At 39.1% G+C, this 15,988-nt stretch carries 10 protein-coding genes and 2 riboswitches; of the genes, 3 read left to right on the plus strand and 7 right to left on the minus strand.

Features of this window, described 5'->3' with window-relative positions:
* Positions 1-77: 77 nt before the first annotated feature.
* Together M3600_RS22205 and M3600_RS29080 are read right to left on the minus strand one after the other, a co-directional pair.
* On the minus strand, positions 78-5,480 hold the full coding sequence (locus M3600_RS22205; RefSeq protein WP_251647653.1) for an OmpL47-type beta-barrel domain-containing protein: 5,403 nt from the start codon (positions 5,478-5,480) through the stop codon (positions 78-80).
* An 84-nt stretch (positions 5,481-5,564) separates the two neighbouring features.
* A riboswitch (cyclic di-GMP riboswitch) is annotated at positions 5,565-5,664 on the minus strand.
* Between the two features lie 162 nt (positions 5,665-5,826).
* Positions 5,827-6,651 (minus strand): methyl-accepting chemotaxis protein, encoded by an 825-nt coding sequence (locus tag M3600_RS29080; protein ID WP_282581410.1) that lies wholly within the window; start codon positions 6,649-6,651, stop codon positions 5,827-5,829.
* A 129-nt stretch (positions 6,652-6,780) separates the two neighbouring features.
* Here M3600_RS29080 and M3600_RS22215 point away from each other — a divergent pair, with 129 nt between their 5' ends.
* Together M3600_RS22215 and M3600_RS22220 are read left to right on the plus strand one after the other, a co-directional pair.
* A complete protein-coding gene (locus M3600_RS22215; RefSeq protein WP_233316077.1) occupies positions 6,781-7,539 on the plus strand; it encodes an SDR family NAD(P)-dependent oxidoreductase in 759 nt (252 codons plus the stop codon).
* Positions 7,540-7,690: 151 nt separating this feature from the next.
* Positions 7,691-7,790: riboswitch (SAM riboswitch) on the plus strand.
* Positions 7,791-7,930: 140 nt separating this feature from the next.
* The gene (locus M3600_RS22220; RefSeq protein WP_233316079.1) at positions 7,931-9,073 is read left to right on the plus strand and encodes a 5-methyltetrahydropteroyltriglutamate--homocysteine S-methyltransferase; all 1,143 of its coding nucleotides are present in this window, start codon (positions 7,931-7,933) and stop codon (positions 9,071-9,073) included.
* Between the two features lie 55 nt (positions 9,074-9,128).
* Here the strand turns inward: M3600_RS22220 and M3600_RS22225 are convergent, their stop codons facing one another.
* From M3600_RS22225 to M3600_RS22235, 3 genes are all read right to left on the minus strand, one after another.
* Complete coding sequence (locus M3600_RS22225) at positions 9,129-10,403, minus strand: cation:dicarboxylate symporter family transporter (protein WP_251647655.1); 1,275 nt, start codon at positions 10,401-10,403, stop codon at positions 9,129-9,131.
* A gap of 139 nt (positions 10,404-10,542) precedes the next feature.
* Entirely contained in the window at positions 10,543-11,436 is an 894-nt protein-coding gene (locus tag M3600_RS22230; RefSeq protein ID WP_233316163.1) for a response regulator, read from the minus strand.
* Positions 11,437-11,446: 10 nt separating this feature from the next.
* Positions 11,447-12,709, minus strand: a complete 1,263-nt coding sequence (locus M3600_RS22235; protein ID WP_233316081.1) for an ATP-binding protein — start codon at positions 12,707-12,709, stop codon at positions 11,447-11,449.
* A gap of 162 nt (positions 12,710-12,871) precedes the next feature.
* Between M3600_RS22235 and M3600_RS22240 the strand changes: the two genes are divergently transcribed.
* Complete coding sequence (locus tag M3600_RS22240; RefSeq protein WP_233316082.1) at positions 12,872-13,576, plus strand: DUF421 domain-containing protein; 705 nt, start codon at positions 12,872-12,874, stop codon at positions 13,574-13,576.
* Between the two features lie 29 nt (positions 13,577-13,605).
* On the opposite strand, the gene M3600_RS22245 is transcribed toward M3600_RS22240, so the two are convergent.
* On the minus strand, positions 13,606-14,286 hold the full coding sequence (locus M3600_RS22245; RefSeq protein ID WP_251647657.1) for a YdeI/OmpD-associated family protein: 681 nt from the start codon (positions 14,284-14,286) through the stop codon (positions 13,606-13,608).
* A 108-nt stretch (positions 14,287-14,394) separates the two neighbouring features.
* Positions 14,395-15,858 carry a protein adenylyltransferase SelO gene (locus M3600_RS22250; protein WP_251647659.1) on the minus strand — a complete coding sequence of 488 codons (1,464 nt, stop codon included), beginning with the start codon at positions 15,856-15,858 and terminating at the stop codon, positions 14,395-14,397.
* Between the last annotated feature and the right edge of the window lie 130 nt (positions 15,859-15,988).

The raw sequence follows: 15,988 nt of genomic DNA on the forward strand, positions 1-15,988 counted from the left end.
TTGGAAATTCTGTGACAGAACGCGTTTTCTGCCTTTTTTACTATATCCATTTCTGTTTGATTTATACATCTAAAGACCTACTTTATACACCAGAGCCAATCGAAGAAACAACCGAAAAGACAATTGCCCTTATAGCTGCAATCTTTCGCTTCTGCTGTTGTCTGGCCAACTACATAAATCTTATTATTTAGATAGCCGCTAAGCACAAGTTCTACATCCCCTGATTCCCAGTCAAAATCCTCTCGATCAAATTTGAACTGGCCTTTTTCTGCCTGCAATATTAGGCCTTTGCTGTCTAATTTAGGAGCAATTCCATTCAGTCTAATCGATGATACATCAAACTTTAAGGATTGATATTTTTTCGGCAAAGTTGCCTTCACCGTAAAGGTACCTTTATTCCCTTTAATCACTTTTGGCAACACTTCAAGTGATATAGGGACATAAACTTTAATTGTCTCTTCCTTTACAGTTGTCAGCCCAGCACCGTTTGTCAAACTTACACTTATCTTATATTCGCCAGGCTCGTTAAGTTGAACGGCATCACCTTTTTTATACGTTTTCCCATTAATAACAGCAATTTCAGTCGTTATTCCTGATAGATCATCACTGGCATCATAATCCAGTACAAATTTTGTGCCAAGTTCATAAAGAGATTGTTTATGGATTGTAAGGTCTGGTGCTGACTTGTCTATCTTGACTTCTGCTGTTTGCACTTCTTCATTATTGCCAGCAGCATCGACAGAGTAATAGGAGATTTCATTTGTTCCTTCTTTCTCCACTGTAAAGTCTGTTCCCTCCGCATACTCTGAGCCGTTGATAGAGTAGTATGTTTTTACAACTCCACTCATTTCATCTTTTGCAGTTAATGTGACTGCTACCTCTTTATTTGCCCAACCATCTTTAATATTGGCTTCAGTGGCTGGAGTTGACTTGTCTATCTTTACTTGTGCTGTTTTTACTTCCTCTTTATTGCCTGCAGTGTCGACAGAATAATAGGAGATTTCATTTGTTCCTTCTTTCTCCACTGTAAAGGCTGTTCCCTCCGCATACTCTGAGCCGTTGATAGAGTAGTATGTTTTTACAACTCCACTCATCTCATCTTTTGCAGTTAATGTGACTGCCACCTCTTTATTTGCCCAACCATCTTTAATATTGGCTGCAGTAGCTGGTGCTGACTTGTCTATCTTTACTTGTGCTGTTTTTACTTCCTCTTTATTGCCTGCAGTGTCGACAGAATAATAGGAGATTTCATTTGTTCCTTCTTTCTCCACTGTAAAGTCTGTTCCCTCCGCATACTCTGAGCCGTTGATAGAGTAGTATGTTTTTACAACTCCACTCATCTCATCTTTTGCAGTTAATGTGACTGCCACCTCTTTATTTGCCCAACCGTCTTTTATATTGGCTGCAGTAGCTGGTGCTGACTTATCTATTTTTACTTGTGCTGTTTTTACTTCTTCTTTATTGCCTGCAGCGTCGACAGAATAATAGGAGATTTCATTTGTTCCTTCTTTCTCTACCGAAAAGCTTGTTCCCTCAACATAATCAGAGCCATTGATTGAATAGTATGTTTTATCAACACCGCTCAATGAGTCTGAGCTTGTCAGCTGCACATCGACTATTTGTGCATATGCAGGCATTTCACTAATTGTAGTTACAGGTGACGTCTTATCCAGTTTAATATAGACAGTTTTCACTTCTTCCATATTTCCTGCTTTATCCAATGAATTAAAGCTAAGCTTATTAACGCCTTCTTGGTCGATATAGACTGATGTACCTGCCTGAATAATGCCCTCATTTAAGGAGTAATAAGTATTCGCTACTCCGGTTTCATCATCTTCAGCTTCTAAAAGGACAGAAAAATTTTCATTAATCCAATGAGCAGGTGCATTGCTCTTTGTCTCAGGTGCCTGTGTATCTACAATAAGCTTTGCGATAACCGTCTCTGAAGGTTTAGACTCTCCAAAGGAATTGCTATATGAAGTGACATAATATTCATGATTAGCAAGAGTCAGGTTTTTCAGTTCGTACGATAAATTATTCAAGTTCTCAACAAGCAAAACTGGCTTGCCATTTATAATTTCGTAAATATTATAGCCATTAGCATATGTGACAAAGTCCCAAGTAATTCTCGCACTTGTCTCACTCAGCAATGTTAGTGATGCCTTTGGTGCTTCCATTACTGGATAGACAATTGTCTGAACGAACGATTCAGACGGTAAAGACTCACCGAAACGATTGCTGTATGCTGTCACTTCAAAAGTGTGCGTATCTTCTGAGAGATTATAAACTTTATACGTAAGCGCCGTTCCGCTGTATAAAAGCTTTCTTTCCCCCTCTATCACTTCATATACTTTATAGCTATTAGCCCAATCCGCTGCTTTCCATGAGAGAGTGATATTGTTTGCATTAAAGACACTGCCGCTGACCACTGGTACTTGCACAGTCGGCCATGTTAAATTGAACGTAAGCGTACTCTCCTCTGGTGAATCTCCAAAACGGTCGCTGTACGATTGCACAATAAATGTATAGTCATCTTCAGCCATATCTTTATATGTTACTGATGTTCCTGTTACTGTGCTTTGCAACACTTTCTCACCATCAATAACTTGGTAGATTTTATAATTTTTTGCATAGGCAGATGCATTCCATTTCAGAACAATGTCATTGCCGTTTGCGATTGTTTTCGTTAAATTTTCTGGAGCCTGCATAATCGGCCACACTACATTAAATGTAAGTGTGCTTCCTTCTGGTGATTCCCCGAAGCGGTCACTGTATGAATATACAACATACTCATAATCGCCCTCTGGCATGTCTGTGAAGGACGCAGATGTACCTGTTGTCTTTTTGACTAAGGTTTTCTCCCCTTCAGCTATTTGGTAAATCCGGTATTCTTTTGCATAAGTAACACTATTCCATCTTAAAGTAATATCATTTCCATTGCTGATCGTTTTTGTTAGATTCCCTGGTGCCTGCATAACCGGCCAAGTTAGGTTAAATTCCGCTGTACTTCCTTCTGCTGACTCTCCAAAACGATCGCTGAAGGAATGAATAATATATAGATACTCCCCTTCAGGCATATTGGAAAATACAGCACTTGTGCCTGTTACTGTGCGTACAAGCTCTTTCTCGCCATCTTTGTATTGATAAATATTATAGCCCTTTGCATAAGTAACAGCATTCCACTTCAATGTAATATCATTTCCGTTAGTAACAGTTTTCGTCACGTTTTGGGGCTGTGCCATTTCTGGATAGTTGAGTGTATCCTTTGCTTCTCCGCCAACAGGTGACTCTCCAAACAGGTTGGAGTAGGCTTTTATAACATAATGGAAATCCCCTTCTGATACATTAGTGAGGGTTACACTTGTGCCTGTTACTGTGCGTTCTAACGTCTCTTCTCCGTCCAATAATTTATAAATCTTATATCCATTTGCATATTGAACCGATTTCCATTTCAGAGTAAGATCATTTCCATTTGCAATAGTATAAGTGACATCCTCAGGAGCTGCGAGTACCTGTCCGCTAAGCGTCACCTCAAGTACTTTTCCTTCTTCTGATTCACCAAAACGAGATGAATAGGAATAAACTTCATACTTATATGTTCCTGGCTGAATATTAGAATAGGTTACACTTGTTCCGTTCACATTGCTCTTCAATACTTTCTCGCCATTTATGAGCTGATAGACTCGATAGCTAGAGGCATATTCTGCTTGATTCCAGCTGAGTGTGAAGGCAGAAGGATTTAATATTGTCTGCGCTAATTCTGATGGTGGCGCAAGCTTCGGATAAATAACCGGAATGCTGAGCACTGCTGCTTTTTCTGACTCACCAAAGCGGCTGTTGTAAGCATATACCTCAAACGAATTGTCTCCTTCAGGCAAATTCGTAATTGTTGCTGTTGTGTTGGAAACCGTTGCTTTTAATGTTCTCTTCCCATCAATGACCTGATAGACTTTATAGCTGGCTGCATTTTCAACCTGCTTCCAAGTCAGCACAGCGTCATTCCCATTTTTCAGTTCATAAGAAAGCTCCTCAGGTGCGGCAAGCTTCACTTCATCTAGCTGTATCGACACTAATGTTCCGTTTTCTGATTCACCAAATCTTGTACTGTTTGTATGGACCTCAAACTGATAGCTTCCCGCTGCTAGATTCGTATAGGTAACAGTTGTTCCTGTCACAGTGCTTTTTACTATTTTTTCTCCGTCTATGATTTGATAAATTTTATAATTAGTTGCATTCTCTGCTGCAGACCAATTTAAAACAATATCGTTCCCATTTTGGACTTTATAAGTTAGTCCTTCCGGAGGATTCACCGCTACTGTTTCTATGCTGAATGATAGTTTTGAGGCTGTTTCAGACTCACCAAATCTATCACTGTATGAATATATTTCGTATTCGTGACTGCCACCGGCAAGCTTTGATAATGTTGCTGTTGTGCCCTTTACCGTTGTCTTTAATATTTTTTCACCATCTACTATTTCATAGATTTTATAAGCATTAGCATATGGAACTGTATTCCAGCTAAAGACAACATCATTTGTATTTTGTATTTTATAGGCAGCATTTTCGGGACCTGTCATAACGATAGAACTCACTTCTACCTCTGCTTGACTGCCCTCAATCGATTCCCCAAATCGGTCACTGAATGCAAAAACTTTATAAATATAATTTCCCGCTGGCAAATTTGTAAAAGAAGCACTTGTACCAGCAACAGTCTTCAGCAGTTCAAGCTGACCGTCCTTTACTTCATAAATTTTATAACTTGTTGCATAATCTGATGCTTGCCATTTTAGGTTAACATCTGTTCCATTTGTGATAGTAAATGTCAGATTTTCTGGTTCCTTTAACACAGGATGAACCAACTCAACACTCACCGGCTCACTTTCTGGAGATTCTCCATAAAGGGAATTATAAGCTGACACAGAGTAAGAGTATGCTCCTTCTTCTGCCTTTTCAATTGTATATGACCTTGCTGTCGTTGATGTCAGCAAAGATTTCTGTCCAGATTTTGTTATATAAATATTATACTTTTCTGCATAAGTTGCTGCTTGCCAAGAAAGCACAATATCATTCCCATTTTTCACTGTTGACACAATGTTTGTCGGAGTCTGCATATCTGGATATATTATTTCTGTACTCACTGGTGCAGAAGGCCCTGACTCGCCATCATTCGTTACTGTGGCAACAACGTACCTGTATGCTCCCTCAGGAAGATCGTTTACGCTGTAATTTACTGCTGAAGTCGTGCCAAGCAATGTTAACTGACCGTCCTTAATTTCATAAACTTTATATCCAGTTGCACCGTATACTGCACTCCATGTCAATTTCCCATCATCTGGTGAAGATGATTGATAAGCAAGATTGCTCGGAGGCAAGATGGTTTCATTTGCGGCTGCCTTTATTGCTCCAACTGGAAAAGCCAACTGGTATACAAGGAGCGTTAACAATAAAAAAGACTTTAAAAATATAGATTTTCCCCTCATCCGATATTCCTACCCTTCTTGTAAAAAAGGACAATAAAAAAAGACCCGCAGAAGGTCCATAGAAAAATGCCAACTATGACTTCTTGTGGTAACCGGCTGCCATCATATCACTTTTGAACAAATGATATGTATTAGGCCCATAGCTTTGCGTCTCACAGTTTCCCATGATTTGCCCTTTTCACTTTTAATTTTTTATTACTAAAATGTTAAAAAAGTTTGTTAACCAGTACTTTTTTACCACCTCTTCACCTAAATAGTATAATAGGACTATTAAATAATACAAGAAAATTTTTCAGCAGATTAAAAGAAATAAAAAGCCTGGAACTATAAAGTCCCAAGCCAGCGGTTATTGCATAATAAATTCTTCCATATATTTCTTCAGTTTATTAGATGTAGCCGTCAAATTCTCGATTTCTGACATAAATTCTGTAACAAGAGCTGCTTCCTCATGAGAGGATTTCGCTATATCAGTAAAGTCATCCTGCATTTGCTCAATTGATTCTTTGATCTTGTTTAATGTCTCTTCAATGTTGACAGTTGCATTTTTTGAATCGATAGCAAGACGTCTCACTTCTGTTGCTACAACACCAAACCCTGCACCAGCGCTGCCTACTCTTGCAGCCTCAATTGCTGCATTAAGTCCAAGTAGATTTGTCTGTTCACTGATTCCTTTAATCATTCCAGTAACACCAGTAATTTGTGTGGACTGCTCTACTGTTTCCTTTGTATTCTCGGAGATTTGTTCAGCTGTTGCTGATAATTCTTCTGAATGAGCAGCAATCTGCTGAACTTTCCCTAATAAGGAATCAGCAATAGTATCCATGTCCGTGACTATTTGCTTAAACATTTCTTGCTTCTTCGTGCTGATTGCGGCATTTACCGCTGCGACAACTGTACCATTATCATCTTTAATTGGAAAAGAAATGCTGTCAAAAGGAATACCAAACTCAGCTTCTGGTACTTTCACTATTGTAGTACCTGACTTGTTCACCATTGCATAATTTAAATATGACGGTGGCAAGGAATCCCCTGGTTTGTGATGAAAGTTTAAATCAGAACTCGGAGAGTAGTATAAGTATTTTTCATGATCAAAAACAGTAATCATTACTTCTTCTTTCATAATAATTTTCCAGTATGGTATAGAAGCTATAAATGCCTGTACGTTATCCAATTATATAAAACCCCTTTATTTAAACAAATTCTATGTATTATATCGGTAAATTTACCCAATAATAAAGCAGATTTGTTTATTTATAAAAAGTTTTTATGCATAATTAACTATGAAAGGGGATTTTTACATATGACAAATTACACAGATAAAGCAGTAATAATTACAGGCGGAGGCAGCGGCATCGGCCGTGAAACAGCACTTCTACTTGCTGCAAAAGGAGCTCGTATCGCCGTAGTCGACATCTCAGAGCAAGGCGGTAACGAGACTGTAGACCTTGTTAAAAATTTAGGTGCAGAAGCAATCTTCATTAAAGCAAATGTTGGAGCACGTGAGGATGTAAAAAACTATGTTGATAAAACAGTAGAGGCATTCGGCACAATTGATATGTTCTTTAACAATGCTGGAATTGAAGGAACTGTTACACCTTTAGCAGATTATCCAGAGGATATGTTTGAGCGAGTTGTGGACATAAACTTAAAAGGTGCTTTTTACGGCATGAAATACGTTCTGCAAGTCATGCTTAAAAATGGCGGCGGTTCTATCGTTAATACTGCATCAAATGCAGGCCTAGTTGGCTCTCCAGGTGTTAGTCCATATGCAGCAACTAAGCATGGCGTTATCGGATTAACTAAAACAGCAACTGGCGAATATGCAGCACAAGGCATTCGTGTCAACGCAATTGCTCCTGGTCCAACAGCAACTGGCATGATGGAGCGCTTTACACAAGGATCTGAGGAAGCAAAAGCAGCTGTTGAATCCGGAATTCCTGCTGGAAGATACGGAACTGCTAAGGAAGTTGCTGCCCTAGTTGTATTCTTGCTAGGCGATGAAGCAAACATTATCAATGGGGCTGTTTATCCAATCGACGGCGGTTTAACTGCACTATAATGAATGAAAGGAAGGGTAGCTCCTTCCTTTTTTGGTGTGTAAAATATTTTTAAATTTATTCTGAAAATTCAGTTGACAAATACCCCTTTTCCATTTAAATTAATATACAAGATTAGCAAACAGTTAATCTATTTAAAGTGAATAGCAAAAAATCTTATCTAGAGAGGTGGAGGGACTGGCCCTTTGAAGCCTCAGCAACAGGTTACTTTAACACTGTGCTAATTCCAGAAAGCAATGCTTGAAGATAAGGAGAGACATGAGTTCATTCAAACCCTCTTCTTATGATAAGAAGAGGGTTTTTTACTAGCTAATTTTTATTATGCAGTTTCCTTATCTGATAGAGTTCAACCGTTATAAAAAATACGAATCATAAAAGAAAGAGGGTAATTATATGTCAAATAAAACAATCCCATTCCGTGCAGATCATGTTGGTAGCTTACTTCGTCCGGAAACACTTCTTCAAGCAAGAGCAGATTTCCAGGATGGCAAAATTACAGCTGAAGCATTGTATGAAATTGAAACAAACGAAATTAAACGAATTGTTGATAAGCAAATTGAAGCTGGACTAGACGTTGTTACAGATGGTGAATTCCGACGCAGGTTCTGGCATACAGACTTCCTAGAGCAGCTTAATGGAGTTGAAGGCTTTATTCCTGATAAAGGATATCCTTTCAGCAGAGGGGAAACGGAGCGTTATACTATTCGTAACAAAGGGAAAATCTCCTTCAATCCAGATCATACTCAAATTAAGGATTTCGTTCTTTTCAATGAGATTGTTGGCGGACGTGCGGTGGCAAAACAAACTATTCCTAGTCCGAACCAGCTTTTTAACATTGGTATCCGCGATCAGGAAACTTATCCTACTATTGAGGAATTTGCAAAGGATGTTATTCAGACATATAAAGATGCCATTCAAGCCTTCTATAATGCAGGTGTCCGCTATCTTCAGCTTGATGATGTCTACATAGCAGGACTTTCTTCCCCAGATATTCCTTTCAATGATGGTGAATATTCACGGGAAACGCTTATTGAACTTGCTCTTCATGTTATCAATGAGGTATTAGAAGGAAAACCTGAGGATTTAGCTGTAACTACTCATTTATGCCGCGGAAACTATCGCTCTGACCATGCTTTTGCGGGCAGCTATGATATTATTGCCCCAACCTTGCTTGCTAAGGAAAAGGTTGACGGCTTCTTCTTGGAGTATGATGATGAGCGTTCTGGAACATTCCAGCCTTTAAGCCATATCCCTAAAGAAGGCCCGAAAGTCGTGCTAGGGCTTGTTACTTCAAAAACAGGAGAGCTAGAGGACAAAGAGGCCATTAAAGCCCGCATTAAAGAAGCATCGCAATATATCCCGCATGATCAGCTGTGCTTGAGCCCGCAATGTGGATTTGCATCAACTCATCACGGTAATGAGCTGACAGAAGAACAGCAATGGGAAAAGCTGAAGTTTATCGCTCAAATCGCTAAGGAAGTTTGGGAAGATAAAGAAGAGAATTTAACTGCTGCTGCAAATGCAGACAGAGCATAAAAATATATATAATAAAAAAACAGGTCTCTGTTTTAGAGACCTGTTTTTATCTAACTTATGCTGTTTTTTTGAAAGTAGCATAATACTTATCTTTTTGTTTTGAATCAAAACGACCTTCCCATTTGGACATGACAACCGCTGCTAAAGAGTTACCTACTACGTTTACAACAGTGCGGGCCATATCAAGAAGTCTGTCAATACCTGCAATAAATGCTAAACCTTCTAATGGAATGCCGACAGTCCCTAACGTTGCCAGCAAGACAACAAAGGAAACGCCTGGTACACCAGCAATACCTTTTGATGTGACCATCAAAACGAGCACTAATGTAATTTGCTCTGTTATGCTCAATTCAATCCCGTACATTTGGGCAATGAACAAGGCAGCCAATGCTTGGTATAAAGTAGATCCATCCAGATTAAAGGAATAGCCTGTCGGTACTACAAATGATACAATATCTTTTGGACATCCGAATTTTTCCATCTTCTCAATAACCTTTGGCAAAACACTTTCTGAGCTTGATGTTGAATAAGCCAGAAGCATTTCATCCTTTAATACTTTCATAAGATGGAAAATGTTAATACCAACTAATTTTGCGATTCCGCCCAGTACAACGATGATGAAGAATATCATTGTCGCATATACTAAAATCATTAATTTCCCAAGCGGGAGCAGTGATTCAACACCGAACTTGGATACAGTAACACCAATTAATGCAAATACTCCAAATGGAGCAAATTTCATGATAAAGTTTGTTACCCAGAACATCGCATCTGCTACACCTTCGAAGAAGGCAAGCACAGGTTTACCTTTATCCCCGATTGCAGCAACACCTAAGCCGAATACAACGGAGAAGAAAATAACCGCAAGCATATCAGCTTCTGCCATCGCTTGGAAAATATTACTTGGAACAATGCTGACAAGGATATCCAGCATACCATGGCTTTGCACTTCCTCCGTCGTCTCCACATACTGGTCGATATTTCCTTTTGAAAGGGAAGACATATCAATACCATCACCTGGTTGGAAGATATTTGCAGCAAGCAAACCTACGATAATAGCAATTGTTGTAACAACCTCAAAGTAAATTAAGGATTTTCCGCCAAGCTTACCTAGTTTTTTGAGATCACCAGTGCCGGCAACTCCTATTACTAATGTAGAGATAATGATAGGTACAACAATCATTTTGATCATGTTAAGGAAGACAGTTCCGATTGGCTGTAAATATTTCTCTACACCAGGATTTCCGTAAAAAACTGCCCCAACAATGATCCCCAGCACCAGACCAACAAGAATCTGGTAGGCTAAAGTAAATTTAAACTTTTTCTTCATTAATTTTCACCTCTTTTGTGTTAACCTTAACGAAAACAGTCAGGATACTACACATTATAAAGGCTACTTATAAAATCCGACAAAATCCTAAATTAATCGTAAATTTAATCTATCTAAATTTTTAAAATTATTAAATATTCTAGTGAGTTTTATTATATTTTTCCAAAGTTTCTAAGTACAGCACTTGAAGGAATTTCTTTATGTTTACCTTCACTTTTGCTGAATCGCCTTTTCCTTCTTGAATATGAATCATATGATTTCGTATTTCCTGAAAATCAAAATAGCGGGGAGCATAATACTCAAACTCTGGATTCGTATAATCAATGGCGCCAAGTGATGCCAAATTATTAATAGCCGTTAAAATGGTTCTGCGGATACGCTGCTCAATCGCCTTTGTTTCTTTCTTAACCTCAATGCCGGCTGCATTTCTTGCAGCAATCTTTTCATATAATTCCTTTAAAGGCGGCAGCTGCGGTGAATGTCCTCTTTCATTTACCAAATATTCAATGATAGAAACGATATCATCACTGCCTGCTTCTCCAATTATGCCCATATAGTTCAAAATAGATAAAACGATTTGGTTAACGCTTTGCGGCTTTTGCAAGGATGTGTTCGCAAGGCCAATATTCGCTAAAGACTCCTGTATTGTTAGCAGAGATTCCTTTAGCTTGCACTGCTCAACTAATTTCTTCAATATACTTTGCACTTCAATTTTGTTGATTGGCTTATGTATGAAAAATTCTACTCCCTTTTTGTATGCCTCACCAACCATTTCTTTGTTTACAACTTGGGATATCATGACAAACTGTCCTTCAAAACCTTCTCTTTTAAGTTGATCTATTGTTTCTATTCCGTCCATTTCCGGCATCAGCAAGTCTATTAAAACAACATCTGGATGCATGGTCATAATAGCAGTCAAGCATTCCTTTCCATTATCAGCCTCACCGATTGCCACACCGAGATCTTCCTCTTCAATAATATTCTTTAGCATGGTTCTGCTCGCCTTGTCATCGTCAACAATATAATAACGCAGAAATATCAGCTCACTTTCTTAAACATTGCGTTGGAATAGAAACCCGAAAAACCGCGCCATTTTCCGGTGCTTCTACTTGTATTTGTCCATTCAGTTTTTGGACTATTTCTTTAACATGGGATAAACCGATTCCTGTAGCAGCTACTCCCTTTTCATTGAATTTTGTTGTATAACCTGGTTCAAAAAGAATAGGGATATCCTCTTTTTTTATGCCTATTCCTGTATCCTCAATAACGAAGCAGGTTTGTCCTTCTGCTTCATATAAGTGAATTTTAATAACACCTTTGCCTTCAATTGATTCAACGGCATTTGCTGCAAGATTATTTAAAAGCGCAAGCAAAGGGATATGCTTATCTGTTTCATAGTCTGAAGACAGCTTAAGCTGAAAGCTTATTGCTTTCTTTAAAAATTCCCCGTATTTTTCATTTGCCAAAATAACTAGCCGCAATAACTCGGAAAGGGTAAGACTCGTTTCCTTTTTCTGAGAAGTAACTTTCGAGATTCCTGCCAATACTCGCTGGGAGTCTTTTTTGACCTCATGGATTTCCTGGGCAATTTTCAATGCTTGAATACTTAATGACAGCTCTTCCTTCTTCTTTAATTTCTGGTAAAGTTCATAGCTTGATGCGGTTATCTTTTCAATATGATTCATTGATTTCTGCAAGTATAATGCTTCTGCATATAACTCTGAACCGACACCCAGCATTTCCTCTACTCGCTTTTTTTGTTCAGAAACAGTGATGGACGCAATTAACCCCGCAACAAAATAACTTCTGAATAAAGCTACTCCACTCATGAGTGCCCAGCTCCAAAAATCGACATTGATATTTGTTTCCATCTCATGACGAAGAAGCTGTTCAGCGCCATTACCTAGAAATTCAAAAAGAAAGGCCCATGCCCCCAAATGGAAGGGCATTGTTTTATATCTTTCCACTTTTATAAGATGAAAGCCAAAAGCATAGGTAAAATAAAAAAGAAAAGCAGGAATATGGCTAATTATGCTGTGGAAAAATAGCTCATCTCGAAAAACAACATCTTCCAATGTCCTAATAATTACAACTGTTAATCCTGTAATTGCCCCCGCCTTCAAAATGTTTTTAGGCAACCATATTAAAATAAGCATAAAAAAAGTAATACTGCCTAAACCGAAACGAAATGCTTCTCCTTGGAAAGGGACAACTTTTACTTCACTTGCTATTGTAGTAAAAATCGCGATAAGTGCCACTACTGCCCAATTAGATGGGGGTTTGCTGAAAAGTTTAGTTCCAAACATGGATATCTCCTAAAATATATCTAATTTATCTTTGAAAATGTTAATTATAGCATTCTCCAATATCTTTGCTGTTATTGCTATTATGGAATTTTTTTACGTCTCTGATTATGAAGGAGACATCCGTGTAACACTAAGAATATGAACCATAAGGAAGTGTAATTAATGGATTTTTACCAAGGGAAAGAAACACTAACTGCTATTGAATGGATACTCCGCGCCATTATTGCATTTATATTCTTAGTGATAATTGGAAGAATCTTAGGGCAGCGTACTATATCCCAATTACGGCTGATGGATTTTGTCATTGCATTGATGATTGGAAATATAGTTGCCCATCCTCTTTCAGATGAAAAACTAGGACTTAAAGGTTCCATGCTGACAACGCTCGTTCTTGCTGTCCTTTATCTCGGCGGAACAAAATTAATACTGAAATGGCAATGGTTTCAAAAAATAATCAACAAAGAGCCCATTGTAATTGTTCAAAATGGAGAAATCGTCTATAAAGGGTTGAAAAAAGCAAGAATCTCCATTGATGTCCTTCTTGAAGAACTGCGTGGAAAGCAAGTGGAAAACATAAAAAAAGTAGCATTAGCAGTCTGGGAGCCTAACGGAAATATGTCCGTGTTTCTTGAACCGTTATACGTACCTCTTACCCAAGCTTCTCTCCAAATGACAACAGCTTCTTTTGACCTACCTAAAACGATTATACGGGATGGTCACATTTGTGAAAAGGAACTGGAAATACACGGAAAGAACGAAGACTGGCTGACGGACAATTTAAAAAGCTTATATCAAGCAGAGGTGAAAGACATCCTGCTTGCTACCATTGATAATAAGGATAACTTAACCATCTTCTTCTATAGATAAAGGCCAGCTTATACTGCCTTTATCTATCTTTATTTGCTCGCCTTATCCCTTCGGTACAGGTCACGGCTTTTAAATCCTGCACCTAATATGACCTTCATCTCTTCCCGTCTCTTCTCCTTTGTTGTCTCCTGCTTTGCACTATAAACATAGCGGGCCCAATCCTTTTTGTATCCAGGTGTAAGAGATTGATAAAACGCAAGCAGATTTGGATCATCCTTTAAGTCTTTTTCAATTTGTGCCATATCCTCTATATAATCATCCACACATTGACTCGCCTTTGTTGATGGTTTATTTTTTATTTTAGAGTCTTCCTTAAGGCCAACGACAGTAAATGTTTCATCCATGCCAACCATTCGACTGAATTTAATATTGCTGCTGCCGATAAATCCATCCGCATCCGCTCCAAGTCCGCCCAATATTTCATCACGATGAATATAGGTTGAGTAAAGCTTATTGCCCTTTTTTGGATAGGCAAAGAACAAGTAGCCGCCTTTGTTAAGATAGCTGTTCTTTACAACTTCCAAAGCAAGCTGTTTCATGGAATCCATATTAAATACGAAGGCAAATATCAAGTCGTAAGATTCCTCAGGCACCAGCTCTGTCCCATAACTTTTAAGCTCGTCCAAATACGCGCTATCTTGAGGCATATGCAGCACTGCTTTTTTTTCGTATTTATGTAAGTTAAGTTTATCTGTAATCGATTTAGCCACTGCTTTCTACACTCCTTACTTATAAGAATAACTACAATTAAACAAAAGAAGTGATGCTGCCCTCATTATAGGCAGCATCACTTCATATATGCAAGGCATTACAGATGTTTAAGTGCCGCAGTAAGTCTGGTACGGTGCTTTCAGCGCAGGCAGCTCTGCATACTCAGCCTGCTCTGGAGTATGCGCATATGGTTTGGTAATGACAGCCACAAGCTTCTCCATAACTGTGTAATCACCACGCTCAACCGCTGCCTCTAACGCTTCCTCCACCCGGTGATTTCTAGGAATAACAGCCGGATTACTTTTTCGCATCAGCTCATCTGATTGAGCCTTTGTTTCCTCCTGCCTGTTGAGCCTTTCCTGCCAGCGCTTATGCCACTGCTCGTATTCCTCGCTTACCAGCAATGCAGAATCATCCTTATTAGAAAAGGTAAGTGTCAGGAATGTATTTGTGTAATCTGCTTGATATTTCTCCATTAAATCAAGAAGACTGTTAACTAAAGCTTCGTCTTCCTTCTCCTCATTAAAGATTCCAAGCTTTGCCCTCATCCCAGCAAGCCAATTCTCTTTATACATATCCATATAGCCTGATATTTTTTGCTGCGCCATCTCAAGTGCAACAGCATCATCTTCATGAAGGAGCGGCAACAGACTTTCTGCTAACCGGGCTAAGTTCCAGCCGCCAATTACCGGCTGGTTTCCATAAGCATAGCGGCCCTCCACATCAATCGAGCTGAATACGGTGTTAGGATTATAAACATCCATAAACGCACAAGGTCCATAATCAATCGTTTCGCCGCTGATTGTCATGTTGTCTGTATTCATGACACCATGTATGAAACCGACAAGCTGCCATTGAGAGATAAGCTTAGCCTGCCTCTTAATCACTTCCTCAAGCAAAGCCAGATATCGGTTCTCTTCTTGTTCCAGCTCAGGGTAATGTCGTTTAATTGCATAATCAGCAAGAGAACGAATATCGTCTACAGTTCCCCACTGAGCAGCAAATTGGAAGGTCCCAACACGAAGATGGCTTGCTGCCGTTCTCGTTAAAATGGCACCAGGCAGCCTTGTTTCACGAAGGATGCGCTCATCTGTTTTCGTTACCGCCAGACTTCTCGTTGTCGGGATTTCAAGCGCATGCATTGCTTCGCTGATAATATACTCCCGAAGCATTGGTCCGACTGCTGCACGACCATCCCCACCGCGGGAATACGGTGTCCGGCCTGAGCCTTTCAGCTGAATATCAATCCTCTCTCCAGCTGGAGTAATCTGCTCTCCCAAAAGGATGGCACGACCATCTCCAAGTCTGTTAAAATAGCCGAATTGATGACCTGCATAAGCTTGAGCCAGTGGATCTGCTCCGTCAGGACTGACATTTCCGGCGAAAACCTCTGCGCCCTCTTGTTTTTGAAGCTCTTGAACATTTAATCCTAAATCTGCTGCTAGTCTTTCATTGAAAAAGATAACCTTGGGAGCTGCTACTGGGGTCGGCTTTGTTCTAGTAAAAAACATTTCTGGCAGTTGAGCATAGCTATTATCTAAGTTCCATCCAGCTTCATTGCTTTTTGTCATGATATCTCCTTTTTAACGAAGTAATATTCTTTACTAATGTTTACATCCATACACTTATTATACTGTTAGCTAGGAGTGTTAGCTTTGATTCTGGCTTATTAATTGAAATAACTTACACGGATGCTTTATT

The sequence above is a fragment of the Niallia sp. MER 6 genome (genome assembly GCF_023714395.1).
Lineage (GTDB): Bacteria > Bacillota > Bacilli > Bacillales > Cytobacillaceae > Niallia.